The organism is Nitrosomonas sp. Is24, assembly GCF_033063335.1.
GTDB lineage: Bacteria > Pseudomonadota > Gammaproteobacteria > Burkholderiales > Nitrosomonadaceae > Nitrosomonas.
Window position 1 is genome coordinate 2,647,910 of record NZ_JAWJZG010000001.1, and the last position, 23,415, is coordinate 2,671,324.

At 49.1% G+C, this 23,415-nt stretch carries 20 protein-coding genes and 1 riboswitch; of the genes, 17 read left to right on the forward strand and 3 right to left on the reverse strand.

Features of this window, described 5'->3' with window-relative positions; all coding sequences use genetic code 11:
- Positions 1–166 precede the first annotated feature (166 nt).
- Both secA and R2103_RS12145 read right to left on the reverse strand, forming a co-directional pair.
- The gene (gene secA / locus R2103_RS12140) at positions 167–2,899 is read right to left on the reverse strand and encodes a preprotein translocase subunit SecA (protein WP_317531651.1); all 2,733 of its coding nucleotides are present in this window, start codon (positions 2,897–2,899) and stop codon (positions 167–169) included.
- Positions 2,900–2,997: 98 nt separating this feature from the next.
- Complete coding sequence (locus tag R2103_RS12145) at positions 2,998–3,915, reverse strand: M23 family metallopeptidase (protein WP_317531652.1); 918 nt, start codon at positions 3,913–3,915, stop codon at positions 2,998–3,000.
- Between the two features lie 33 nt (positions 3,916–3,948).
- Here R2103_RS12145 and R2103_RS12150 point away from each other — a divergent pair, with 33 nt between their 5' ends.
- From R2103_RS12150 to aroE, 4 genes are all read left to right on the forward strand, one after another.
- Complete coding sequence (locus R2103_RS12150) at positions 3,949–4,413, forward strand: DUF721 domain-containing protein (RefSeq protein WP_317531653.1); 465 nt, start codon at positions 3,949–3,951, stop codon at positions 4,411–4,413.
- Positions 4,414–4,781: 368 nt separating this feature from the next.
- On the forward strand, positions 4,782–6,638 hold the full coding sequence (locus R2103_RS12155; RefSeq protein WP_317531654.1) for a ribonuclease catalytic domain-containing protein: 1,857 nt from the start codon (positions 4,782–4,784) through the stop codon (positions 6,636–6,638).
- A gap of 194 nt (positions 6,639–6,832) precedes the next feature.
- On the forward strand, positions 6,833–7,663 hold the full coding sequence (locus R2103_RS12160; protein ID WP_411172646.1) for an energy transducer TonB: 831 nt from the start codon (positions 6,833–6,835) through the stop codon (positions 7,661–7,663).
- Positions 7,664–7,701: 38 nt separating this feature from the next.
- Complete coding sequence (gene aroE / locus R2103_RS12165) at positions 7,702–8,520, forward strand: shikimate dehydrogenase (RefSeq protein WP_317531656.1); 819 nt, start codon at positions 7,702–7,704, stop codon at positions 8,518–8,520.
- Between the two features lie 88 nt (positions 8,521–8,608).
- Here aroE and R2103_RS12170 read toward each other — a convergent pair whose 3' ends face one another.
- Complete coding sequence (locus tag R2103_RS12170) at positions 8,609–9,967, reverse strand: hypothetical protein (protein WP_317531657.1); 1,359 nt, start codon at positions 9,965–9,967, stop codon at positions 8,609–8,611.
- 112 nt (positions 9,968–10,079) lie between these two features.
- Positions 10,080–10,166: riboswitch (cyclic di-GMP riboswitch) on the reverse strand.
- A 344-nt stretch (positions 10,167–10,510) separates the two neighbouring features.
- Between R2103_RS12170 and mgtE the strand changes: the two genes are divergently transcribed.
- From mgtE to R2103_RS12235, 13 genes are all read left to right on the forward strand, one after another.
- A complete protein-coding gene (gene mgtE, locus R2103_RS12175; RefSeq protein ID WP_317531658.1) occupies positions 10,511–11,953 on the forward strand; it encodes a magnesium transporter in 1,443 nt (480 codons plus the stop codon).
- A 116-nt stretch (positions 11,954–12,069) separates the two neighbouring features.
- Positions 12,070–12,519 (forward strand): hypothetical protein, encoded by a 450-nt coding sequence (locus R2103_RS12180; RefSeq protein WP_317531659.1) that lies wholly within the window; start codon positions 12,070–12,072, stop codon positions 12,517–12,519.
- A 60-nt stretch (positions 12,520–12,579) separates the two neighbouring features.
- Positions 12,580–13,137: a hypothetical protein gene (locus R2103_RS12185; protein ID WP_317531660.1), complete on the forward strand. Its 558-nt coding sequence runs from the start codon at positions 12,580–12,582 to the stop codon at positions 13,135–13,137.
- 97 nt (positions 13,138–13,234) lie between these two features.
- Complete coding sequence (locus tag R2103_RS12190; protein WP_317531661.1) at positions 13,235–13,888, forward strand: NAD(P)H-dependent oxidoreductase; 654 nt, start codon at positions 13,235–13,237, stop codon at positions 13,886–13,888.
- Positions 13,889–14,023: 135 nt separating this feature from the next.
- Positions 14,024–14,272 (forward strand): VF530 family protein, encoded by a 249-nt coding sequence (locus R2103_RS12195; protein WP_317531662.1) that lies wholly within the window; start codon positions 14,024–14,026, stop codon positions 14,270–14,272.
- Positions 14,265–14,477, forward strand: a complete 213-nt coding sequence (locus tag R2103_RS12200) for an RNA-binding S4 domain-containing protein (RefSeq protein ID WP_317531663.1) — start codon at positions 14,265–14,267, stop codon at positions 14,475–14,477. The genes R2103_RS12195 and R2103_RS12200 overlap by 8 nt, the downstream gene beginning before the upstream one ends.
- A 79-nt stretch (positions 14,478–14,556) precedes the next feature.
- Positions 14,557–16,752 carry a bifunctional 23S rRNA (guanine(2069)-N(7))-methyltransferase RlmK/23S rRNA (guanine(2445)-N(2))-methyltransferase RlmL gene (gene rlmKL, locus R2103_RS12205; protein ID WP_317531664.1) on the forward strand — a complete coding sequence of 732 codons (2,196 nt, stop codon included), beginning with the start codon at positions 14,557–14,559 and terminating at the stop codon, positions 16,750–16,752.
- Positions 16,753–16,913: 161 nt separating this feature from the next.
- On the forward strand, positions 16,914–17,144 hold the full coding sequence (locus R2103_RS12210) for a CopG family transcriptional regulator (RefSeq protein ID WP_317531665.1): 231 nt from the start codon (positions 16,914–16,916) through the stop codon (positions 17,142–17,144).
- Positions 17,137–17,478 carry a type II toxin-antitoxin system PemK/MazF family toxin gene (locus R2103_RS12215; RefSeq protein ID WP_317531666.1) on the forward strand — a complete coding sequence of 114 codons (342 nt, stop codon included), beginning with the start codon at positions 17,137–17,139 and terminating at the stop codon, positions 17,476–17,478. The genes R2103_RS12210 and R2103_RS12215 overlap by 8 nt, the downstream gene beginning before the upstream one ends.
- A gap of 192 nt (positions 17,479–17,670) precedes the next feature.
- Positions 17,671–21,120, forward strand: a complete 3,450-nt coding sequence (locus R2103_RS12220) for a DEAD/DEAH box helicase (protein ID WP_317531667.1) — start codon at positions 17,671–17,673, stop codon at positions 21,118–21,120.
- Entirely contained in the window at positions 21,113–21,277 is a 165-nt protein-coding gene (locus R2103_RS12225) for a hypothetical protein (protein ID WP_317531668.1), read from the forward strand. Before R2103_RS12220 ends, R2103_RS12225 begins: the two co-directional genes overlap by 8 nt.
- A gap of 78 nt (positions 21,278–21,355) precedes the next feature.
- The gene (locus R2103_RS12230) at positions 21,356–22,585 is read left to right on the forward strand and encodes an IS256 family transposase (protein WP_317531669.1); all 1,230 of its coding nucleotides are present in this window, start codon (positions 21,356–21,358) and stop codon (positions 22,583–22,585) included.
- A gap of 357 nt (positions 22,586–22,942) precedes the next feature.
- On the forward strand, positions 22,943–23,296 hold the full coding sequence (locus tag R2103_RS12235) for a hypothetical protein (RefSeq protein WP_317531670.1): 354 nt from the start codon (positions 22,943–22,945) through the stop codon (positions 23,294–23,296).
- The last annotated feature ends 119 nt before the right edge of the window (positions 23,297–23,415 follow it).

Genomic DNA, 23,415 nt, shown 5'->3' on the forward strand with positions numbered 1-23,415 from the left:
AAACCTCTTCCAATCCCTATTAGATTTATTTGTTAATTACGTTACCCAAACTACAAAAGCGCGCAGTATACCACAATCGTTTTAAGGATTATAGCAATCCTGGAAGTATTTATATTTGCGATAGGCTCACTCAGTTTAATTACAATAACATACTGTTTATTATGATTTACTTTATTTTTCCATGGCATTGCTTATATTTCTTACCTGAACCGCAGGGGCAGGGTTGGTTGCGGCCTACTTTCTCATTTTGACGCACAAAGGGCTGGGTTTTATCATCCTCAGTTTGTATATACCCGTTCTCTTCCACCAACGCTTCTTCATAAGTTTCATGATGAAGTTGTATATTTTCCGGTGACCGCAAAGTGTCTGTCACAGCTTCTACCTGCTGCTCATTCTTGATTTGTACCGTCAACAGTATTTTGGTAACTTCTCGCTTGACTTCTTCGAGCATAATCGTAAAAAGTTCAAACGCCTCGCGCTTATATTCCTGTTTGGGGTTTTTCTGCGCATAGCCGCGCAGGTGAATGCCTTGGCGCAAATGATCCAATCCCGCCAAATGCTCTCGCCAATGTGAATCGAGGATTTGCAACATCACCACACGCTCGTAGTGATGCATGATATCCGCGCCGACTTGTGCAACCTTAGTCTGATAATGGTCACTTGCAAGATCAATAATGCGTTGGAGTAAATTCTCTTCATGCAGGCCGGATTCTTCTTCAAGCCACTCGCGCACCGGGAAATGCAATTGATACTCCGCTGCCAGGGCTTTCTCCAATCCCGCAACATCCCATTGCTCCTCGACACTTTGCGGGGGAATATAGAGATTGAACAAGTCTCCCAAAACACTCTCGCGTATTGCGGTTATCGTTTCCGAGATATCCTGTTCCGCTTCCAATAACTCATTTCGCTGCTGATAAATGACCTGCCGCTGATCATTCGCAACATCATCGTATTCCAGCAACTGCTTACGCATATCGAAGTTTCTCGCTTCCACCTTGCGCTGCGCGTTTTCAATCGCGCGGGTAACCCATGGATGCTCAATAGCCTCGCCTTCCGGCATTTTAAGGCGCGTCATGATACTGGCTACACGATCCGAGGCAAAAATACGTAACAAAGGATCTTCAAGCGAAAGAAAAAAACGGCTGGAACCCGGATCTCCCTGCCTGCCGGAACGTCCGCGCAATTGATTATCCACCCGCCGGGATTCGTGCCGCTCTGTACCGATGATATGCAAACCGCCTTTCTTCAGCACTTCCTCATGCGTCAATTTCCATTTTTCTTGCACTTCTTGAATGCGTTTCTCTTTTACTTCATCACTTAATTTTTCATCATGCCGTATCTGTTCTATTTCAGGTTCCGGGTTCCCGCCCAGCACAATGTCCGTTCCGCGACCCGCCATATTAGTCGCTATCGTAATCATTTTAGGCCGGCCTGCTTGTGCGACAATACTCGCTTCGCTGGCATGCTGTTTAGCATTCAAAACTTGATGCGGAAGTTTGTCGCGATCCAGCAACCTGGACAATAACTCGTTATTTTCAATAGAAGTCGTACCAACCAATACCGGCTGGCCACTTTCATAACATTCTCTGATTTCACGAACAATCGCTTCATTTTTCTCTTTCATCGTACGGAATATCTGATCCATACGATCTTCCCGAATCATCGGTCTATGTGTTGGAATAATGATGGTTTCCAATCCATAAATCTGTTGAAATTCAGCTGCTTCCGTATCGGCAGTACCGGTCATACCCGACAATTTTTGGTACATACGGAAGTAATTTTGAAAAGTAATGGAAGCAAGTGTCTGATTTTCTTTCTGAATAGCGACACCTTCTTTCGCCTCCACCGCTTGATGCAAACCATCGGACCAACGGCGGCCGGACATCAAGCGCCCGGTGAATTCATCCACGATCACTACTTCATCGTTTTGCACGACATAGTGCTGATCAAGCAAATACAAATTATGAGCGCGCAGACCTGCAATAAGGTGATGCACTAAATTGATATTGGCCGGATCATAAAGGCTAGATCCTGTTTTGAGCAGTCCAGCCGATTCCAGCAACTTCTCCGCATGTTCAAAACCGGCTTCGCTCAGCGTGACCTGATGAGACTTTTCATCCACACTATAGTCACCTTGACTTTCCTCCGTTTCCTGCCGGATAAGTTTTGGCACCAGTGCGTTAATGCGCACATAGATCTCGGTATCACCTTCCGCCTGGCCCGAAATGATGAGCGGCGTGCGCGCCTCATCAATTAAAATCGAATCCACTTCGTCCACGATTGCGAAATTAAGCACGCGCTGCGCACGTTCATTCGCATGCGCTACCATATTGTCGCGCAAATAATCAAAGCCATACTCGTTATTGGTGCCGTAAGTGATATCAGCCGCATAAGCAGCTTGTTTTTCGTCATGCGGCATCTGCGCATAAATAACTCCGACACTCATTCCAAGAAACCGGTAGATCTTACCCATCCACTCAGCATCGCGCTTTGCCAGGTAATCATTCACGGTGACAACGTGCACGCCCTTGCCCGACAATGCATTCAAGTAGGCCGGCAATGTTGCCATGAGCGTTTTTCCCTCGCCGGTACGCATCTCGGCAATTTTACCGCCGTGCAAAACCATGCCGCCGATAAGCTGCGCATCAAAATGACGCATCCCGAGAACCCGCTTGCCAGTCTCACGAACCACAGCAAATGCTTCGGGCAGCAATGCATCCAGTGTTTCGCCATTTTGAATACGCTGCTTGAATTCATCCGTCTTGCCACGTAAGTCGGTATCCGGCAACTCTGCAATAGCCGGTTCCAGTTCATTGATAGATCGCACAGCCTGGGTATACTGTTTGATCATCCGGTCATTGCGGCTGCCAAAAATTTTCTTAAGTAGATTGCCTAGCATAAGTCTCTAAATATTCCGTATGAATACATTGTCTAAAAAAACAAAGGGTGAGCATATTTCTCACCCTGCAAAAATCCTGAAGAAATCAGTGCTCCCATTTAACCCGGCTTTTTCAAAAATTTGGCTGGATTCTGCGGTTTGTCTTTATGCCGGATTTCAAAATGCAAATGCGGCCCCGTGGAACGGCCGGTATTGCCAACTTCAGCTATTTTCTGCCCCTGCAATACAACCTCTCCGAGATTCACCAGACGCTTCGATGCATGTGCATACCGCGTAACCAAATCATCACCATGATCAATTTCAACCATATTACCATACTCAGGATGCCTATCAGAATAGATCACCACACCGCCCGCAGCGGCTTTGATGGGTGCGCCCACTTCCGCAGTAAAATCCACACCTTCATGAAACGCTCGCTTTCCAGTAAACGGATCGATCCGGTATCCGTAACCGGAAGAAAACCAATCGGTCTCAACCGGCATCTCGGAGGGCAACACAAACTTTGTGATCCGGTCATGCCGCAACAAGGAATCTAATGCCCCCAGCTTATCCGTTCTTTCATCCAGCATATTGGATAATTCCTGCAACTTGAGGCTGAACTCAGAAAATGACAGCGCTTCAGCGGACAGATCATTCCGCGCACCGCCCTGTCCCGGCATTTGATTAAATGAGAAATCCCCCGATTTGATTCCTGAAGATTCCGCCAGACGCTCACCCAAAGCATCCAAGCGGAGTAACTGCGCCTGCATTTGGCCTAATTTACTCGCCATGATATTCAAGTTATCTTGCAGATGCGTTTGAATCTTCTGATGCCGTTCTTCTTGCGGATTAACCAATACGGCTCTCAGAAGAGGCGCATCGATCCGATCGGCGTAGCGCAATGAAACAAAATTCAAACTCAGCGCTACCGTCACAATGACGAGTAATAAAGCGCTCATTAATAATACAATATGGACTTTGGTTAACGCCAGCTTACGCGCTCGTTCCGAATTATTTGAAATAAAAATAATATTCATACTTTGTTTTCACTGGATATCGATTAAATACCCATGGCCTCTCATAAAGTTAACGCTTACTTTAACCTGCTTGGCAAAACACCTGAATACGCGAGCCTGTTCACAGCGGCTCAAAAACTGCATGAAGATCAATCCACATTTTCCAAGCTGATCCCAACCCAATTGGCACAGCATTGTAACCTTGGCCGGATCACGGACGGCAGATTGACCATAGTGGCCGAGAATGGCGCAATCGCTGCAAAACTAAAGCAAATTTCTCCATCACTGTTGCTTAAGCTGCAGAAATTAGAGTGGCAAGTTACTGCAATTCAAATTTTGGTGCAAGCGGATTACGCTGCCAAAAACGCAAAACCATCAGCAAGACATGGATACAACAAGAAAAAATTAAAATTAAGTTCAAGCGGAAAAACATGCTTAAATCAATTAGCCGCAACACTGCCGGATTCCGAATTGAAAAACACCATTCAGTCGTTCGTTAAAAAGCACCAGAACGATTAAATCTCTTTTTCACTTCAACAATATGCAGTTCATTGACAGCACGCGCGCCACACCTTACCGGAAACTTTTTAATTCAGCTCCGATCTTCCTCATACCGGCGCCAGAGAATTGCTTGATCAAGCATCAGTAACATCCCGGACATCAATCAGTATCCTGAGAAATACCGGCACCATTCCCGGCAATCATGGTCTACTGTTTTTTTATTCAACCGATGTCTCGTATATAATGCAAATCGCTGAGCAGTTTTTCACATCACAAAAAAAGTCTTTTAGTATTGTTTAAGCCTTTAATTTTATGATGATAATGCATTTCCTCCCGATACAATAACTGAACCCCGATTATTCAATCGACCCTGCAAAAACAATCTCATGAATGTTTTTTATGAAGAAGCTGGAACCTTTAAGATAGGCACTATTCTGGCTGACAATACAACGTCGCTGCAAATAGAGGCTGTGCATGGCAAACGATCGAAAATCAAGGCCTCGTCCGTGTTGTTCAGGTTCGATAAACCGCCTTTAACCGAATTCATGGGGCATGTACAAAAAATAACCGATGAATTGGATCCTGATTTTCTTTGGGAATGCTGCGCGCAAGAAACCGAATTTACCAGCGATACGCTGGCTGCAGATTACTTTGGCCATTCCCCGAGCCCGGTTGAATCGGCCGCGACCTTGCTGCTGCTGCAAAATGCGCCGATGTATTTCTATAAAAAAGGACACGGCCGCTACAAAGCCGCGCCGCCGGATGCACTGAAGGCCGCGCTCGCCGGTCAGGAAAAAAAGCGCCTGCAAGCTGCGCAACAAGCACGCTATGTTGAACAGCTAAATCAATTCATCCTGCCCGAGGAATTCCAATCGTGCATCTCCGGTTTACTCTATAAACCGGATAAGAACTCGCTGGAATGGAAAGCCCTCGAGGCCGTCTGTACGGATAAAAAACTCACTGCCGTAAGATTACTGGAAAAATGCGGCGCTATTCCGTCTTCTCACGATTACCATTTCAATCAATTCATCTGGGAATATTTTCCTGAAGGCACTGGTTTCGGTGAACTGGAATCACAGTCGGTTGATGATGTTCCGCTTGATTTAGCGGTAGCCAATGTTGCGGCATTCAGTATTGATGATGCCTCAACGACAGAAATTGACGACGCATTTTCCGTAACCCCATTGCCTTTGGGAAGTTTCCGCATCGGCATTCATATTGCAGCACCGGCATTGGGAATTATCCCTGAATCAACACTCGACAAAACCGCTTCATCCAGACTTTCCACGGTGTACTTGCCTGGAAAAAAAATCACCATGCTGCCAGATGCGGTGATCAATCACTTTACGTTGGCTGAAAGCAAATTGTGCCCGGTCCTGTCCTTGTATCTGGATGTATCGGATGATTTCACCGTCACGGCTACTGAAAGCCGGCTTGAAAAAATCAACATTGTCGCAAACCTGCGCAACAATGCGCTGGAGCAGCATTTCAACGAAACCGCTTTAAACAAAGGCGATTTCACGCATACCTTCAGCAAAGAATTGAGTCTCTTATGGAAATTTGCTTGCAAAATGGAAATTCAGCGTGGCAAAACCAATGACAGTAATAGCGATAAAGTCGATTACAGCTTTGAAATCAATGGCGATCATGTCACGATCAGCGAGCGCAGACGCGGTTCGCCGATCGATAAGGTCGTATCCGAATTGATGATTTATGTGAATACGGAGTGGGGCAAACAACTCACCGATGCCGGTATCATCGGTATTTTTCGCAGCCAAACCAATGGCAAAGTGAAAATGGGCATCTCTCCCGCACCTCACCAAGGATTGGGCGTTTCCCAATACGCCTGGAGCAGTTCTCCGATGCGGCGGTATGTCGATCTGATCAATCAAAGGCAACTCATCGCCATGCTACGCAATGAAGCACCACCCTACCACAAGGACAGCAACAGCCTTTTAATCGCCATGCGCGACTTTGAAACAGCCTACGGGATTTATGGCGAATTCCAGCGTGCCATGGAACGTTACTGGTGCCTGCGCTGGTTATTGCAGGAAAAGATTCAAACCGTGAACGCTCAGGTTATCAAGGAAAATTTAGTAAAACTCGATCATATCCCCTTCGTCGCGCGAGTTCCTTCGTTGCCTGAGATGGCGCCGGGTGCTTATGTCAAACTTAAATTATCTGGGATCGACTTGTTGGAACGCACCTTGCATGCGGAATTTTTGCAAAAACTGGATGCATAAAGACCTATCTTCCATGAATCTGCATGAATCATGTGACAAGCCCATTGTTGTTGCCTAAAATAATGCAATCATCTGTAGCGTATAGACTTAACTCAAGGTTTAACCCTTAGGCTGTGACCACTCAAACTCTCGCAACTTCACCTTTAGCGCTGGCTGGTTATCAGTACTTACAGAGCCATCGTCTAGTTGCCGCGATGATGGCTTCTTTGTTGTTACATGCCCTTGTATTCTTCGGTGTGACTTTTCAGTTTCCGCAACCGAAATCCGACAAGATTGCCTCATCCTTGGAAGTAGTGCTGGTTAACAACAAGACACAGACAAAACCGAAAGAATCCCAATTACTGGCGCAAGATAATCTGGATGGCGGAGGCAACACGGAAGAGGATCGCCGGGCAAAAACGCCGTTCCCGGTACTACCAAGAAACAAACCGGTTATCGCTGAGAGTATTGCGCAGCAAAAAGTTAAACAACTGGAGCAAGAAGCCAAGAAGCTGATGGCCGCTGTCAGCGAAACGCCCCAGATCGAGCTGCCCAAGGAACACAAGAACGAATCGGAAAGCAAATCGGTCGCAATCGACTCGACCGATTTACTGCTGCGCAGCCTGGATATCGCCCGCCTGAGAGCACAGATCGATCAAGACCATGACAGTTATCAGAAACGCCCCAAACGCAAATTTGTCGGCGCGCGTACCAAAGAGTACCGATTCGCCCGCTACGTTGAGGACTGGCGCATCAAAGTCGAACGTATCGGTAATTTGAATTACCCCGAAGCCGCCAGAAAAGAAAAGCTCTATGGCAACCTGCAACTGACCGTCGGTATCCGCGCCGATGGCAGTCTGGAATCGATTGAAATCAATCGCTCATCCGGAGAAAAAATCCTCGACGAAGCGGCTGTCAATATCGTTAAACTCGCCGGGCAAAATGGATTCGCGCCCTTTCCACCGGATATAAGCCAGGACACGGATATTTTGCACATCACCCGTACCTGGGTATTCGCAGCTTCCGATATGTTACTGAGTCAATAATTGTTGAGTCTTAGGAAATTTAATCAGAGATACCAGCCATGCTTGATTCTTATGCCGTAATCGGCAACCCTGTCTCACATAGCAAATCACCGTTGATCCATACCGCCTTTGCGCAACAAACGAACCAGGGCATGCAATATGTGGCCTTGCTGGCACCGCTGGATGGTTTTCAGGCAACCGCGCAAGACTTCCACCAACGAGGCGGAAAGGGATTGAATGTCACCGTGCCATTTAAGCTGGAAGCCTATCAACTGGCGACCCGTTTAACCGAACGAGCAAGCATCGCACAGGCCGTCAATACACTTAAATTTGAAAACGGCGAAATTCTCGGTGACAACACCGATGGCATCGGGCTAGTGCGCGACATCGAATCCAATCTGGGAATTCCCATCGCGAGAAAACGCATACTGCTCCTGGGCGCGGGTGGTGCCGCACGGGGCGTCATCCTACCGTTGCTGCAGCATATGCCCTCGCTGCTGGCAATCGCTAACCGTACCCCTGAAAAAGCAGCAGCGCTACGGAAACAGTTCAACACTTATGGCAACATTGCCGCAGGCGATTTTATGTTTTTCGCCGATGAGCATTTTGACATCATCATCAATGCTACTTCCGCCAGCCTGCACAATGCACTGCCTGAATTACCCGCTAATGTATTTGCAAAGGCGACTTTCGCCTACGACATGATGTATCAGCATGAACCAACTCCTTTTCTCAAATTCGCCCTGCAACATGGCGCGCAACAGATAACCGATGGAATTGGTATGCTGGTTGAACAAGCGGCCGAGTCTTTCTTTATATGGCGCGGGATCAGGCCTCAGACAAAACCCGTCATTGCACAGTTGAAATTATTAATTTGATTCAGTTCACCAAGCATGCAGACCTGATAATCCAAGAAATACGGTGATTACGCACCTGACCGGCAAACGTAATCACCATGCAAAATCTCTAATAAACAATCGAAGCTACATTGCTGGCTGTCGATATATTACCCATCGCATCGAAAGCCTTCACTGTGTAACTATAAATAGACCCAGTAGCATTTCCAAGTGAGTCTGAATAACTCGTTGAAGTACTAACTGCAATTTTTGTTCCATTCCTGTAGATGTAATACCCCGCAACAGCGATATTATCGGAGGATGCATTCCAGGATAGCGAAACCGATGCAGAGGAAATAGTTCTTGTCTTACCTTTTACTTTTGTCGTGGTTGTAGTCGATTTTAATGCCGCCAGAAGTGAAGTGGGTACAGTCGGAGCAACAGAATCCGCATTGACGCAAGACACTCCGTCGCCACAAGGGAAGTCATTCCATATCTCCAATCCGGTAATGTGATTATCCACTGACACATGACCACCACTATATGGATTGCTCACAAAAATCCGGGTTATAGGAAGATTGTAATCCCCCATATTTGGCCCGTGGTAATCCGCTATCACTTCGCCATCGACGGCTGCCCAGAAGCGTCCATCAGTGCCACTTGACCGATGCCAGTAAACTTCAAACTTAAACCATTTATCTATCGGCACTGGAACAATATGATTATCTTCACGCCAGTAATCGACCCTGGTGGGGAATACGCCGCCCACATTATCACCCTTTGTCATCCAGTAGAGCTTGCCATCAGCTCCTTTCATTACAGTCACGCTCATCCGATAATCACCCTCTCCTGTGTTATTGTACCCCCCTGTCTTGAGTGAGAATTGTGTCCGCCAATTCGCGGACGAAACCGTATTATCCAACTGCGTTTCTAAATTTGCCTGATACTTAAACCAGTAAGTAATGTACAAATCATTGACATCACCTATTGTCCATGGTCTTCTAATCAACAGTGGCGCCTGTGAACCAGCCCGCCCCAATTCACCGGTTATTTTCACTTGTTGAAAAAGCTCATTAACCGCTTCCCCTTTTGGCCCAGCTACTGATCTGATTTCACCACTGATGTAATCTCCGATCGTCGTAGAAGTAATAGGATCGACAGTAATCAGTTGCACACCCGAGAAATTTGCACCTAGAGCAGAGACCGGCCAGCTATAACCAGTTTCTTTATCTGTACCTATAATATCCTGATAAGCCCCTTTAGTAGCAAAGCCATAGGGTGCTCCAAGCGATATACCCGCACCAAAGTTAGATTTAAACAGCAGACCGGCCGCATGGGTGACGGGAGCAGCCGCCAATACCAGCATCATGAGCACTACACCAGCACTCAGCTTGATCATGTAACTTGTTCCGGCGTTTCTCATTAACTCTGTTGCGTCATCCGTTGCCAGCGGATTGGCAGTTTGTCGTTTCTGATGATTGAAATTCATATTAGGGTTCCTCCTTAACGTTAAAAGGACGGAACTGCGTGGATATGCTTGTATCAACATTACTTCGTTCGATACTTGTCGAATCATTGCGATGATCAAGACGAGAGCGTTATCTGGCAGTCCTGCTATCCTGGGGCACTGGCCCGTTAGATCAGTGACTTTGCGTCCCCTGCTTTCGCAGGGTTTGCCTTTTTCATACTACGAACCATCTATAAGCAGGAACTGTGCCAATCAAGAATTTGCCGGTCGACAATTCAAGAAAATACAATTAACAAATACATTAAATGTATTCTTGTCATGGACACGCAGGAATCAAGCAAAGAGTAGGTGACGTTTCTTGTCAGCTGGCGACAAGAACGGTCAGCGCCGCATAGTAAAAATACAAAAAAGTGGAACGACCCCGGTTAGCCGTCCAATATTTTGTTGGTGCTGACATAGCACGGACGGTTATACTTCCCGGTCATTAAATTGCAAACTATTCAGCGTATAAGCAGGCTGAATTTATTCCCAACGAGAAAGCTGCTTCGCCAGCGCAAACCTGTTATGACTGAAACTGACAACGACAACGATCAGGACAATTCACCGACGCCGCTGCAGCAGGTCACGTTTCTGTTACGCAAATACAAGCTGGTCGAAGGTCTGGTGAATCTGCAGGATGCACCGGACGAATCGCTGGTTCATTCCGCGGTGCAAAAACAAAATCTGTCCGAGCTGCAACATTTTCTGGATCAACTCCACCCCGCCGATATTGCGCTGATTCTGGAAGCGCTGCCGCTGGAAGACCGGCTGCTGATCTGGAGCATGGTCAAATCGGACCGGGACGGGGAAGTCCTGCTGGAAACCTCCGACGCCGTCCGCGCCTCGCTGATTACCGACATGCACAATCAGGAACTGGTCGCGGCGGCGGAATATCTCGATGCCGACGAAATCGCCGACCTTGCGCCCGATTTGCCGCAGGAAGTCATGGACGACGTTTTCCGTTCGCTCCCCGTGGAAGAACGCGAACAACTGCGCGCCGCCATGTCGTACCCGGAGGATTCCGTCGGCGCCTTAATGGATTTCGATGTCATCACGATCCGCGAGGATGTCCGCATGGAGGTGGTGTTGCGCTACCTGCGCATGCTGGACGAAATGCCGGATCATACCGACCAGCTCTTCGTGGTCGACCGGAATGAACAATTGAAAGGCGTGTTGCTGATCAACCGCCTGCTCGTCAGCGATCCGGACACCTTGGTTGCCGATGTCATGACCAACGAAATCATCAAACTGCAACCGGACGATGTCGCTCAGCAAGCGGCCAATGCGTTCGAGCGCTACGATCTGGTCTCCGCGTCCGTGGTGGATGAAAACGACAAACTGCTGGGCCGCGTCACCGTCAACACCGTCATCGATTTCATCCGTGACAAAGCCGAAAACGAAGCATTGAATCTCGCCGGTTTGAGCGAAGAAGAGGATCTTTTCGCACCAGTCTTAAAAAGCGTGCAGAACCGTTGGGTGTGGCTGGCCGTCAATCTGGTCACCGCGTTCATCGCCTCGCGCGTCATCGGCCTGTTTGAAGATTCCATCGAGAAACTGGTCGCGCTCGCCGCGCTGATGCCGATTATCGCCGGTATCGGCGGCAATTCGGGCAACCAAACCATCACCATGATCGTGCGCGCGTTGGCGCTCGATCAAATCAACACCAGCAGCGCCTGGAAATTGATCACCAAGGAAGTCGGCGTCAGTATCGTCAACGGCCTGCTGTGGGGAACCATCGTCGGCCTGTTCACCTTCGCCATCTACCAGAACGCCGAACTCGGCCTGGTCATGACCCTGGCGCTGGTGCTGAATCTGCTGCTGGCCGCGTTGCTCGGTGTCCTGATCCCGCTGACCCTGCGCAAATTCGGCCGCGACCCGGCGATTGGCTCCAGCGTGATGATTACTGCCGTGACGGATAGCGGCGGATTCTTTATTTTTCTGGGGTTGGCGACGATTTTTTTGCTGTAAACAGCGAAGGTGTATTTGCTGGCATGGTTTGTTCGATTGTTATACTGTATAGAAAGTATCTAGTTTCAGAAATTATTGGATAATTGATGTCGTAATATTACTTTGGGTTTCACCTTATGCTTAAGCTAATATTTGGATTTTCATTTTTACTGCTATCAGCTTGTGTCTTCGGGCAAGTTATCGATGCAGAGACTTATATCAAACAAAATGGCTTCCAAAAGAAAGCTGCTGCTGGCTTCGGCATTTTCTACACAACGATAAAAAGGGTCAGGGCAGATGAAATGCCACCATTTATAGAAGCAGTAAAAACAATGCCCCGCACTGAAGATGCACTTAATATGTGCCAACAGCAAGCCATTGGAGCGCAGAAGCAGTTCGACTCAGAGGGAAGGCAAGATCTTCGTATTCAAAAGTCAGTGGGCTACGGGGGACCACAAGACGAAAAATTTGGATGTATTTTCTTTATTGAATCGCAGAGCAAGATTGCAGCTACTCAAGTTTATTTTCTAAAAATCGTGCTTCGTGGTGATACCTACGATGCTTACACCGTAATTGTTTCACACTAGTGATAAAAAACGCATCGGGTCCACTACGGTAATCCCTCACGCCAAAAGGCTAAGCCTCGCATGATTCCCTCCAAACTGCTTAACGATCTTATCGCTTCCGCCATCGGCGCGAAGGCGCACTACGATATGTGGTGGGCACAAGTAAATGAAGCATTGCCGCACTTCGAGCGCGAAATGAACGAGCACAGCGACTTCTTCCTCGCATGCCGCGATGCGCATTACACAGCATTCTTCGTTCACGTCGCCCGTCTATTCGACCATCGCCACGATTCATCCTCACTGTTCAATTACCTCAAAGCCATCCGCAATCAAACTGATCCCGCAAGAATGAGTGTCCTTGATGCTCGCTATGATTCTCTTTTAGTGCGAGCAAAGCCTCTTCTAACCATTCGTCACAAGACCATTGCTCACATAGATGCTCGCTTAACCGAAAAAGACATCTTTGCACCACTGAACATCACATGGAACGAAATTCGAAGCATCATCAACGACACTGCTATATTCGTCACCGAGCTTGCGGGCGCGTCTCAGCCCGGCGAAGTTGGTATTCCGCGTGACGGGCGATTAAGTGAGGCAACAATACGACTTATTGACGCACTCCGATCGAATAAGACCTAAGACCTAAGACCTGATCGACATTCAGGTGAAACTGTAAAGGGAAACACAATCCCTCAATTCTTTCGTTATGCACTTTTTAAAAATATTTAGAACATCCATGAAACTCCTAACCTTCCTCGGCACAGTCCGCAGCAGCTCACCCCCCAACCCGCCCCGGCTCGGTCTGAGAGTCGCCAGAGCTTGTGTGGCACAGCTTCACCAAGGCGATATTTCAGTGGAGCTGATCGATCCGCTGGATTTAGACCTTGGTTCGATATTCAAGCCGCACTTTGCTTACGCTCAGGGCAAAGCGCCCGTTCAACTGCAAACCTTGGCGGACAAAATCGCAGCCGCGGATGGTTATGTCATGGTGAGTCCGGAATACAATCATTCGCTCAGCCCGGCTTTGGCGCATTTGCTCAATCACTTCGGCAGTTCGCTGTTTTCGTACAAACCCAGCGCGATTGTCACTTATTCGGCGGGGCAATGGGGTGGTATCAGGGCGGCGGTGGGGATGCGATCTTTTCTGTCGGAATTGGGTTGTTTGCCGGTTTCGGCGATGATCCATGTCCCGAAAGCGCAGGAAGTGCTCGCCGAGGACGGAAGCTTTCTCGCATCCGTCGACACGGAAAGATGGACGAACTATTTTTCCCGATCCTTTGCGCAGCTCACTTGGTGGGCATCCGCCGCCAAAAATCAGCGGGATGCTATCGACCCGCACAAACTGGCACCCGCTTTTAAAAAAGACCCGTCACAAAGGAACGCTCCCTAAGCGCATGAATTACTAAACTGCTTAACCCGCAGGTTGCACGCCGGGTATGAAAAATATCCATTAGGGTTCAAATGCCTCATGTCCGAACGATTGCACCACGTATAATAAACCCGGTTAACGATTCCCCCTGCAATTATGCCCGCGCCTGAAAATAACAAGCACCCGCAAACCAAAAACCCTTTGCAAGGCGTTACCCTGGAAGCGCTGCTGACCGAGTTGCATGCGCACTATGGCTGGGAGGGGTTGGCTCAAAGGATCGATATCAATTGCTTCAAGCAAGATCCCAGCATCAAATCCAGTTTGAAATTTTTGCGCAAGACGCCGTGGGCCAGAGAGAAAGTCGAGGCCCTCTACATCCAATTGAAACAAGGCAGCCATGAGTGAATTCAGTCTTAAAGGGCACGACACGATTGCATTGAACGATCTGCTGAAGATCACCGGCCTGTGCGGGAGCGGTGGCGAAGCCAAGGCCGTGATCGCTAAGGGCAAGGTCAAAGTGGATGGTCAGGTTGAGCTGCGCAAAACCTGCAAGATCCGCAACGGCCAAGTGGTGGAATACGCCCGGGAGCAAGTCACCGTAACAGGCTGAACCACCCGGTTCAAAAAAGCCAGCGCGCTGGCAGCACATTCGAGTATCCTACGCGGTTATTCAGCCCAGACCGTAAACCATGACGCAATACCAACTCTTCGCCACCACGCCCAAAGCGATGGAAGGCATACTCGCCAACGAAATCCAAGCGCTCGGCGGGCAAAACGTGCAGCAGAAACTCGCCGGGGTGGCTTTTCAAGGCGATCTGGCGCTGGCGTATCAAGCTTGTTTATGGTTGCGCACCGCCAGCCGCGTGCTATTGCTGCTCAGCAGCTTCGAGGTGAAATCGCAGCAGGATCTCTACGATGGCGTGCAACGCATCGACTGGTCCGGGCATCTGAACGCCGACGACAGCTTGGCGGTATCGTTTAACAGCAAGAATAATCCGGCGATCAACAACACGCATTTCGGCGCGCTCAAAGTGAAAGACGCCATCGTCGATCAGCTGCGCGCCAAGTTCGGCAGCCGTCCCAATGTCGATACCGAGTACCCGAACATCCGCGTCAACGTCTATCTGCACAACGACACCGCGCAGTTGAGCCTGGATTTATCCGGCGAAAGTTCGCATAAACGCGGTTACCGCGAAGTCAGCATCGCCGCGCCGATCAAGGAAAACCTGGCCGCGGCGATTTTGTTGCGCGCCGGTTGGCCGGACATTGCCGCGCAAGGCGGCTCATTGATTGATCCGATGTGCGGATCCGGCACGCTGCTGGTGGAAGGCGCGCTGATCGCCGGGGATATCGCACCGGGGTTACAACGCGATTATTTCGGTTTTCTCGGCTGGAAACAGCACGACACCGTGCTCTGGGAAAGTATTTGGGACGATGCGCAGCAGCGCCGCGAGATGGGTTTGAGCAAGTTGCCGGTAATCGCCGGTTTTGACCAGGATCGCCGCACCGTCGCCGCCGCGTTGCAGCATGTCGAAAACGCCGGGCTGGCGGGAAAAATCCACATTGAAAAGCGCGATATCGCCGATGCTTCCGCGGCAGAAAGCTGGGCAAAAGGGCTGATCGTCTGCAACCCGCCGTATGGCGAACGGCTCGGCGATGAAGAACAAGCCGCCTTGCTCTACCGCCAGTTCGGCGAGGTGTTAAAACAACGCTTCGCCGGTTGGCAGGCGGCGATGATCATCGGCAATCCGGAGCTGGGCTTCCGCTTGGGCATCCGCTCGCACAAGCCGATTACGCTGTTCAATGGTGCGCTGGAGTGCAAGTTATTGCGCTTCACCATCGAGGAAAAAGCCTTTTTTGAACCGAAAGCCAAATCGCAGCAGGAACGCATTGAACACATCAGCCGCCGCGCCCAGTCCGGGCAAGTCGACAGCCAAGCGGAAATGTTCGCCAACCGCTTGCGCAAAAATCTGAAAAAACTGACCAAGTGGGCCAAACAAAATCAAGTGCATTGCTACCGGCTATACGACGCCGATCTGCCGGAATACGCGGTGGCCGTGGATGTGTATCAAGGCGAGCAGACTTGGGTCAATGTGCAGGAATACGAATCGCCGAAAACGGTCGATCCCGCCAAAGCGAATCAGCGGCTGGCCGGTGTGATGGCGGAAATCCCCAAAGTGCTGGAAATTCCTGCCGATCAGGTTTTTCTAAAAATCCGCCGCAAACAGAAAAGCACCGATCAATACGAGAAACTGAGCGACTCGCGTCACTTTCATGTGGTGGAAGAAGGTGGCTGCAAGTTTTGGGTGAATTTCGAGGATTATCTCGACACGGGCCTGTTTCTCGATCATCGGCCCATGCGTTTACTGATTCAGCAGCAAGCCAAGGGCAAGCGCTTCCTGAATTTATTCGCCTACACCGGCAGCGCCACGGTGCATGCGGCGATCGGCGGTGCAACATCAAGTGTCACGGTGGATATGTCCAACACGTATCTGGACTGGGCCAGACGGAATTTCGTGCTCAACGGCATTGACGGCGATCACCGGCTGGTGCGCGCCGATTGCGCACAATGGCTGACCGAGCAAGCCGGCGCCAAACAAAAACCGCAATTCGACCTGATCTTTCTCGATCCGCCTACTTTCTCGAACTCCAAGAAAATGGACGAAGCTTTCGACATCCAGAAAGATCACGTGGCACTGATCCACAATGCTGCTGCTTTGCTGGCGCCGGGTGGAATCTTGTATTTCTCGACCAACTTCCGCCGTTTCAAAATGGACATGGAAGCGCTCAATGACTTGATCATCGAAGACATCAGCAGCAAGATGATTCCCGAGGATTTCGCGCGCGATGCCAAGATTCATTATTGCTGGAAGATTTCTCACTGAGAGTCCCGCAGTAATCAGGCAGTATTGCAGCGGTTAAGACAAATCAACGCAAGCCCATTTTCGTGACTGGACTGCATGCACTTATGTATTCCATCCATACTGGACAATGATCACACTTCTTCGTATGATCATATTGTCTTCACATAAGTGTGCGTCAAATTATGACACATCGAACCACCATCACGCTGGATGATGAAATTTTTGCATTTCTGGATCAAGTTGCCGGTGATAACCGTAGCGCTTACATTAATGCGCTTCTGAAACAAGAACGCTCTAATTTCCTCAAGCAGGCATTAATCAAAGCCAATCAGGAAGAAGCCGAAGATGCGGATTATCAGGAAGAATTGCAGTCATGGGAAAGCACTCTCTCCGATGGTCTGATCAATGACTGAATTCAAGCAACTGGATATTCACTGGATTGATCTTGAACCGGCAAAGGGTGCGGAAACCAAGAAACTGAGACCGTGCGTGATGCTTCAAGGCGACCTTGTCAATGTACAATCAAAAACAGTGATTGTTGCCCCTTTGCTACCGAACCACAAGCCCTGGCCTTTCGCAGTAAACCTGGAACCAACCCAAGAAAACGGTTTGGATAAAAATCGCCACATCAATCTCAAACAATTACGTGCGGTTGATGTTTCCAGGATTGGCAGAAAACAAGGAAAACTGGAAAGTCAGTATATCGATGCTATTAAAGCGGCCCTAACCATCGTATTTGATTTGTAGATCAAAAAAGACGTATGCATTGCATGACCTCAGTATAAATTGAGAAACCTTGTAACTTGCATGTTATTACCTGATCGCACTATCCACCACCGCATAGCGCAGCATACTGCGCAGATAATTCATTTAAATTATCTCCAGCCGCAATAAAAAGATCGCCTTTTTCTCTATACCTAATACCCTCAAACTAAAAGTATGACTTCAAAGCACTCATCGGCTAATCGATTTCTAAAAATGGGCTTTTTTGAGAACCTGAGTACCTTCCCCGATCTCGAAGCCAAAATTTCCGCGCTCTCTGGCAACAAGGAACGTGGCGATGCCTTCGAAATATTTGCGGAAGCCTATCTCGCCACCCAGAAAATCACTCTGGTGCAGGAGGTATGGCCATTTGAGGCAATTCCGCTGGAACAGCGCCAGGCGCTTTCGCTCGATACTGGGCGTGACATGGGTGTGGACGGCACTTATCTGACCATCGATGGCGAGTTGCGTGCCTATCAGGTCAAGTTCCGTAGTAACAGGCCCGCGCTCACCTGGGATGAGCTTTCCACTTTCATGGGACTAACCGATCAAGTCAGCCAGCGGGTTTTGCTCACCAACTGCGAAGCGCTGCCCAGTCTCATACAAGACCGCAGCGGATTTATACCCATTCGCGGCAGCGACTTCGACCGTCTCACCACAGAAGATTTCGAGGCCATGCAGCAATGGTTACGTAGCGGCCAGGTCAAGTTGCCACGCAAACAACCGAGGCCGCATCAGCAGGAAGCGCTGACGGCCATTGCGAACGGATTGTCAGAAAACGACCGCGCCACCGTCGTCATGGCCTGCGGCACAGGCAAGTCACTGGTCGCGCTGTGGGCCGCAGAGCAGCGCGGTTGCAAAAACTTGCTGGTGCTGGTGCCGTCATTGGCGCTGGTGCGCCAACTGCTGCACGAGTGGCTGAAGGAAACGGCCTGGGAGCAACTCACTTTCATGTGCGTCTGCTCCGATCCGACGGTGACCAAAGGGGCGGATGACCTGATCGTGCATCAGGCTGACCTCGATTTTCCGGTAACGACCGAAAGCGCAGCCGTCAGCCGGTTCCTCAGCAAGCCGTTTGACGGCGTCAAGATTGTCTTCTCCACTTATCAATCGGCGCAGGTGGTGGCCGATGGTATGCCGGTTGGCGCGGATGGGGCGATACAGTCCTTTGACCTAGCCGTTTTCGACGAAGCCCACAAAACCGCCAGCCGCGATGGAACCCGCTTCAGCTTCGCGCTGGAAGATACCAACTTGCCGATCCGCAAGCGGCTGTTCTTTACCGCCACTCCACGCCATTACGACATCCGCAAAAAGGACAAGGAAGGCGACAACACGCTGGTTTATTCGATGGACAAGCCGAAAGTCTATGGTCCGGTCATCCACACTCTGAGTTTTGCCGAAGCCGCACGGCGCGGCATCATCTGCGATTACAAGGTGGTAATCTCGGTAGTGACTTCCGCGATGATCAACGACCATCTGCTTCAGCATGGCGAAGTGATCGTCGATGGCGACTTGATCAAAGCCCGCCAGGTAGCATTGCAGATTGCCCTGCAAAAAGCAGTCGAGAAATACGGCGTGAGCCGCATCTTTACCTTCCACGGTTCGGTTGCGGCGGCACGTTCATTTACCTCCGAGGATGGGGAAGGCATCCGAAATCACCTGCCCGATTTCACCACGCTGCATGTCAGCGGTGAAATGCCGACGGCCCGACGCGAAGATCACATGAAAGTCTTCCGCCAAGCCAAAAAAGCCGTGATGTCGAATGCTCGCTGCCTGACCGAGGGCGTGGACGTACCCGCCGTGGATATGGTGGCTTTCATCTCGCCGCGCAAAAGCAAAGTGGACATCGTGCAGGCCACCGGCCGCGCCATGCGCAAATCGAATGAGACCGGCAAACAATTCGGCTATGTCATGGTGCCGCTGTTTGTCGAACAAACTGCCAACGAGTCCATTGAGGAAGCATTAAAGCGTACCGGTTTTGGCGACATTTGGGACTTGCTCGGCGCGATGAAAGAACAGGATGACGTGCTCACCGACATCATCCGCCAAATGCGCGAGGACAAAGGCCGGACAGGCGGCTACGATGAAAGCCGGTTCAACGAGCGCGTGGAAGTGCTGGGGCCGAATGTGTCGCTGGACACGATACGGGAGTCGATAACTGCTGAGTGCTTGGAATCACTTGGTGCTTCTTGGGATGAGTGGTTCGGATTACTTACGGCGTTTGCTAATCGGGAAGGACATGCGAATGTTCCCAGAGCTTGGGTGATGGAAAACGGGTATCGACTTGGTAGTTGGGTAGCAGAGCAGCGAAAAAAGCAAGACAGACTCTCGCACGAACAAAGCTCACGATTAAAAGCTTTATCTGGATGGGTTTGGAATGCTATTGATGAACGATGGGAAGAAGGTTTTCGCAACCTCAGTTCATATTCGATAGAGATAGGGCATTGTAATGTTCCTATGATGTATAGAACCTCCAGTGGATACCGACTCGGTGGCTGGGTAGGAGAGCAGCGTAAAAAACAAGACAGACTCTCAGTCGAACGAAAAGCACGATTAGAAGCTTTACCCGGGTGGATTTGGAGTGCTAGTTCAGAGCGTTGGGAAACAGGGTTTTCTTACCTTCGTAACTATGTAAAGCAAAATGGCAGTGCGAGAATGTTGAATACTTACATGACAGATGACAGTTTTCGTCTTGGTGGCTGGGTCAGTGAGCAACGAAAGAAACGGAGCACAATATCACCTGAACGGAAGGTACTACTTGAGGATTTACCTGGATGGACATGGGATGTATTTTCAGATCAATGGAATGAGGGTTTGGACTACATACACGAGTTTATAAATCAAAATGGACATAGTCGAGTTCCACAGTACTATAAAACTGAAAATGGATACCCTCTTGGTCAATGGGTAAGTGAACGTCGTAAGAAGAAAGATCAGCTTAGCTTTGAACGACGGGTGCAGTTGGAAACCTTGCCTGGATGGGTTTGGAACAAAGTCGAGGCAGATTGGGAAAAGAGCTATCGTTATCTTTGCGCATTTGCGGATCAAAACGGACATTGTAAGGTTGCGATAGGTTACCGCACTCCAGATGGGTATAACCTCCGGGAGTGGATTTTTACGCAGCGAAAGGCGATAGATAAAATGCCGTTGGAACAAAAAAAGCGATTAGAAGCGCTGCCCGGCTGGGCTTGGAATCCATACAACGAACAATGGGAGCAAAAATTTCATTATCTGCAAGAATTTGCTGAGAGAGAGGGACATTGCAATATTCCCAAAAACTACCAGACAGATGATGGAGATCGTCTTGGCCTATGGGTATCAAATCAGAAAAGGATTAAGAATGAAATGCTACCAGAGCGTAAAGCGCGATTGGAGGCATTGCCCGGCTGGGTTTGGGATGTTCTTGCCGAACAGTGGGAGATCAATTTTCGCAGTCTCATGGAATTCGTAGATCGCGAGGGGCATTGCCGAGTCCCTGCAAACTATCGAACGAGCGATGGACTCCGTCTGGGTTCGTGGGTGAGTAACCAACGAGCCAGTAAGGATGACTTGCTCGCTGAGCGAAAGAAAAGACTTGAAGAGATGCCTGGATGGTTATGGCGAGTTAGGGGTAATGAGGATGACTAATAAACAAATTGATGTGGATGGTTGGTCGAAATGGCTTGAAGAACACGGAACCATTAGGTCCAAGTTGCGCGGGGCAAATAGCCCGGTAGGATGTGCCAAACGCAAGGAGGCACATCAATCAAGTGATAGTTTAAAAGCTGCAAAACAAACGAAATGACAGAATACCGGAGGGTGTAAATAATTTTGTGTAAATGGTCATATTGCAGGAAACTGCTTATATATTTTTGGAGTAAAAATGACCACACCCAACCCCCTGCCGGCCGGCTTAATTGATAGCCTGCTGGCCGATTACAAAAAGCCAGAAGATTTAATCGGTGAGCATGGTCTTCTCAAGCAACTCACCAAAGCGTTGGTTGAACGTGCCTTGCAAGCAGAAATGGCCGATCATCTTGGTCACGATAAGCACGAAACGGTAGTCAATGCCACTGGCAATACCAGAAATGGTAAAAGCCGTAAGACCCTGAAAGGTGAATTCGGTGAGTTACCCATCGAGATCCCCCGTGACCGTGAGGGCAGCTTCGAGCCTCTGATCATTTCCAAGCATCAGACCCGCTGGGCGGGCTTTGATGACAAGATCCTCTCGCTGTATGCCCGTGGCATGACAGTGCGTGAAATCCAACAGCACCTCACTGAAATGTATGGCGCCGAAGTATCGCCTACGCTCATTTCTACGGTCACTGATGGCGTAATGGATGAAGTGAAGCAGTGGCAATCCCGGCCTCTCGATGCGGTGTATCCTGTGATCTATCTCGATTGTATCCATACCAAAGTTCGTGACGCTGGTAGCGTTCGTACCAAAGCGATTTACCTGGCGATCGGCATTAACATGGAGGGCCATAAAGAAATACTGGGCTTATGGATTGCTCAGACCGAGGGTGCCAAGTTCTGGCTCAGCGTTGTCACTGAACTCAAAAATCGTGGCGTGCAAGATATCTTTATCGCCTGTGTCGATGGCTTAAAGGGCTTTCCCGAAGCGATTGAAACCGTCTATCCACATGCCATTGTACAACTCTGTATCGTGCACATGGTTCGTAACAGTCTCAACTACGTCAGCTGGAATAAACGCAAGGAAGTAGCTGCTGATCTACGTTTGGTCTACAGCGCCGCCACGATTGATGAGGCTGAGCACGCGTTAGCCGGCTTTGAAGATAAATGGAACAATGCTTATCCACCGATCGCCCGATCTTGGCGCAATAACTGGCAACGCATCATTCTATTCTTCGACTACCCGACTGAGATACGGCGCATCATTTATACCACCAATGCGATTGAGTCAGTCAATATGAGCCTACGCAAAGTCAGCAAAAACCGTGGATCGTTTCCCAACGATGAAGCTGTGATCAAATTGTTTTATTTGGCTCTCAGCAATATCGCCAAAAAATGGTCTATGCCACTAAGAGATTGGAAACCAGCACTAAACAGGTTTACTATTCAATTTAACGAAAGAATGCCTCGGCATTATTAACCACCGTTTACACAAAATCTAGGACACCCCCAAATACCGGTGTGCCTATATTCCCGGAGGTTCCCGGTTTCTTACGGTCAATCTTGCCGAACGCAAGACCAACCGGCTATTAATCGAGGAAATCGATTACTATGCAGCGCATTTGAATACATCAAACAGCGCTACCCTTTTCGCATGGATGCCGTCGTTATTTTGCCGGATCACTTACACTTTATCTGGGCGCTGCCGCAGGCCGATGGAATCGGTTGAAAGGTTACTTTTCTAATTACATATCAACCGGAGAAAAGATTCCTGCTAGCCGGAAATCTCGCCAGGAAAGGGGAATATAGCAACGTCGATTCTGAGAGCATCTTCTACATGACCAAAATGATTTTAACCGGCATGTCAATTATATTCATTGGAATCCTGTTAAACATAGCTGGACAAAAAGAGCAAATGATTGACCTCACTCCAGCTTTCATCGTTATGTTGAACAAGGCGTCTATCTCGAGAATTGGTGAAATCATGAAGGTTATGATATCGAGAGACTTGAATGATACAGCCGATGCGCCTCCTTTCGGTCGGCACATCCTACCGAGCTTCCGCCGCTTCAAGATGGACCAGGAAGCTTTGCGTGATTTAGTCATCGAAGACATCAGCAGCAAGATGATTCCCGAAGATTTCGCACGCGATGCCAAGATTCATTATTGCTGGAAGATTTACGATAAATGAGCGTGGCTAAATTCCGCTTTAACGAACGCATCGTTACAATTCGAGAAGACCAATCCAGGGATACTCAGGATTGGTCTTAATTTTTCTTACCGGTTGACTGCGATTTGTGTAGCAATACG

Excerpts from the sequence above, each read along its gene's own strand:
- rlmKL (WP_317531664.1), top strand. The coding sequence starts at position 14,557 with ATGACGCAATACCAACTCTTCGCCACCACGCCCAAAGCGATGGAAGGC.
- secA (WP_317531651.1), bottom strand. The coding sequence starts at position 2,899 with ATGCTAGGCAATCTACTTAAGAAAATTTTTGGCAGCCGCAATGACCGG.
- R2103_RS12150 (WP_317531653.1), top strand. The coding sequence starts at position 3,949 with ATGGCCTCTCATAAAGTTAACGCTTACTTTAACCTGCTTGGCAAAACA.
- R2103_RS12145 (WP_317531652.1), bottom strand. The coding sequence starts at position 3,915 with ATGAATATTATTTTTATTTCAAATAATTCGGAACGAGCGCGTAAGCTG.
- R2103_RS12225 (WP_317531668.1), top strand. The coding sequence starts at position 21,113 with ATGACTAATAAACAAATTGATGTGGATGGTTGGTCGAAATGGCTTGAA.
- R2103_RS12200 (WP_317531663.1), top strand. The coding sequence starts at position 14,265 with ATGAGTGAATTCAGTCTTAAAGGGCACGACACGATTGCATTGAACGAT.
- R2103_RS12185 (WP_317531660.1), top strand. The coding sequence starts at position 12,580 with ATGATTCCCTCCAAACTGCTTAACGATCTTATCGCTTCCGCCATCGGC.
- R2103_RS12155 (WP_317531654.1), top strand. The coding sequence starts at position 4,782 with ATGAATGTTTTTTATGAAGAAGCTGGAACCTTTAAGATAGGCACTATT.
- R2103_RS12210 (WP_317531665.1), top strand. The coding sequence starts at position 16,914 with ATGACACATCGAACCACCATCACGCTGGATGATGAAATTTTTGCATTT.
- R2103_RS12215 (WP_317531666.1), top strand. The coding sequence starts at position 17,137 with ATGACTGAATTCAAGCAACTGGATATTCACTGGATTGATCTTGAACCG.
- R2103_RS12235 (WP_317531670.1), top strand. The coding sequence starts at position 22,943 with ATGACCAAAATGATTTTAACCGGCATGTCAATTATATTCATTGGAATC.
- aroE (WP_317531656.1), top strand. The coding sequence starts at position 7,702 with ATGCTTGATTCTTATGCCGTAATCGGCAACCCTGTCTCACATAGCAAA.
- R2103_RS12160 (WP_411172646.1), top strand. The coding sequence starts at position 6,833 with ATGATGGCTTCTTTGTTGTTACATGCCCTTGTATTCTTCGGTGTGACT.
- R2103_RS12180 (WP_317531659.1), top strand. The coding sequence starts at position 12,070 with ATGCTTAAGCTAATATTTGGATTTTCATTTTTACTGCTATCAGCTTGT.
- R2103_RS12220 (WP_317531667.1), top strand. The coding sequence starts at position 17,671 with ATGACTTCAAAGCACTCATCGGCTAATCGATTTCTAAAAATGGGCTTT.
- mgtE (WP_317531658.1), top strand. The coding sequence starts at position 10,511 with ATGACTGAAACTGACAACGACAACGATCAGGACAATTCACCGACGCCG.
- R2103_RS12195 (WP_317531662.1), top strand. The coding sequence starts at position 14,024 with ATGCCCGCGCCTGAAAATAACAAGCACCCGCAAACCAAAAACCCTTTG.
- R2103_RS12230 (WP_317531669.1), top strand. The coding sequence starts at position 21,356 with ATGACCACACCCAACCCCCTGCCGGCCGGCTTAATTGATAGCCTGCTG.
- R2103_RS12170 (WP_317531657.1), bottom strand. The coding sequence starts at position 9,967 with ATGAATTTCAATCATCAGAAACGACAAACTGCCAATCCGCTGGCAACG.
- R2103_RS12190 (WP_317531661.1), top strand. The coding sequence starts at position 13,235 with ATGAAACTCCTAACCTTCCTCGGCACAGTCCGCAGCAGCTCACCCCCC.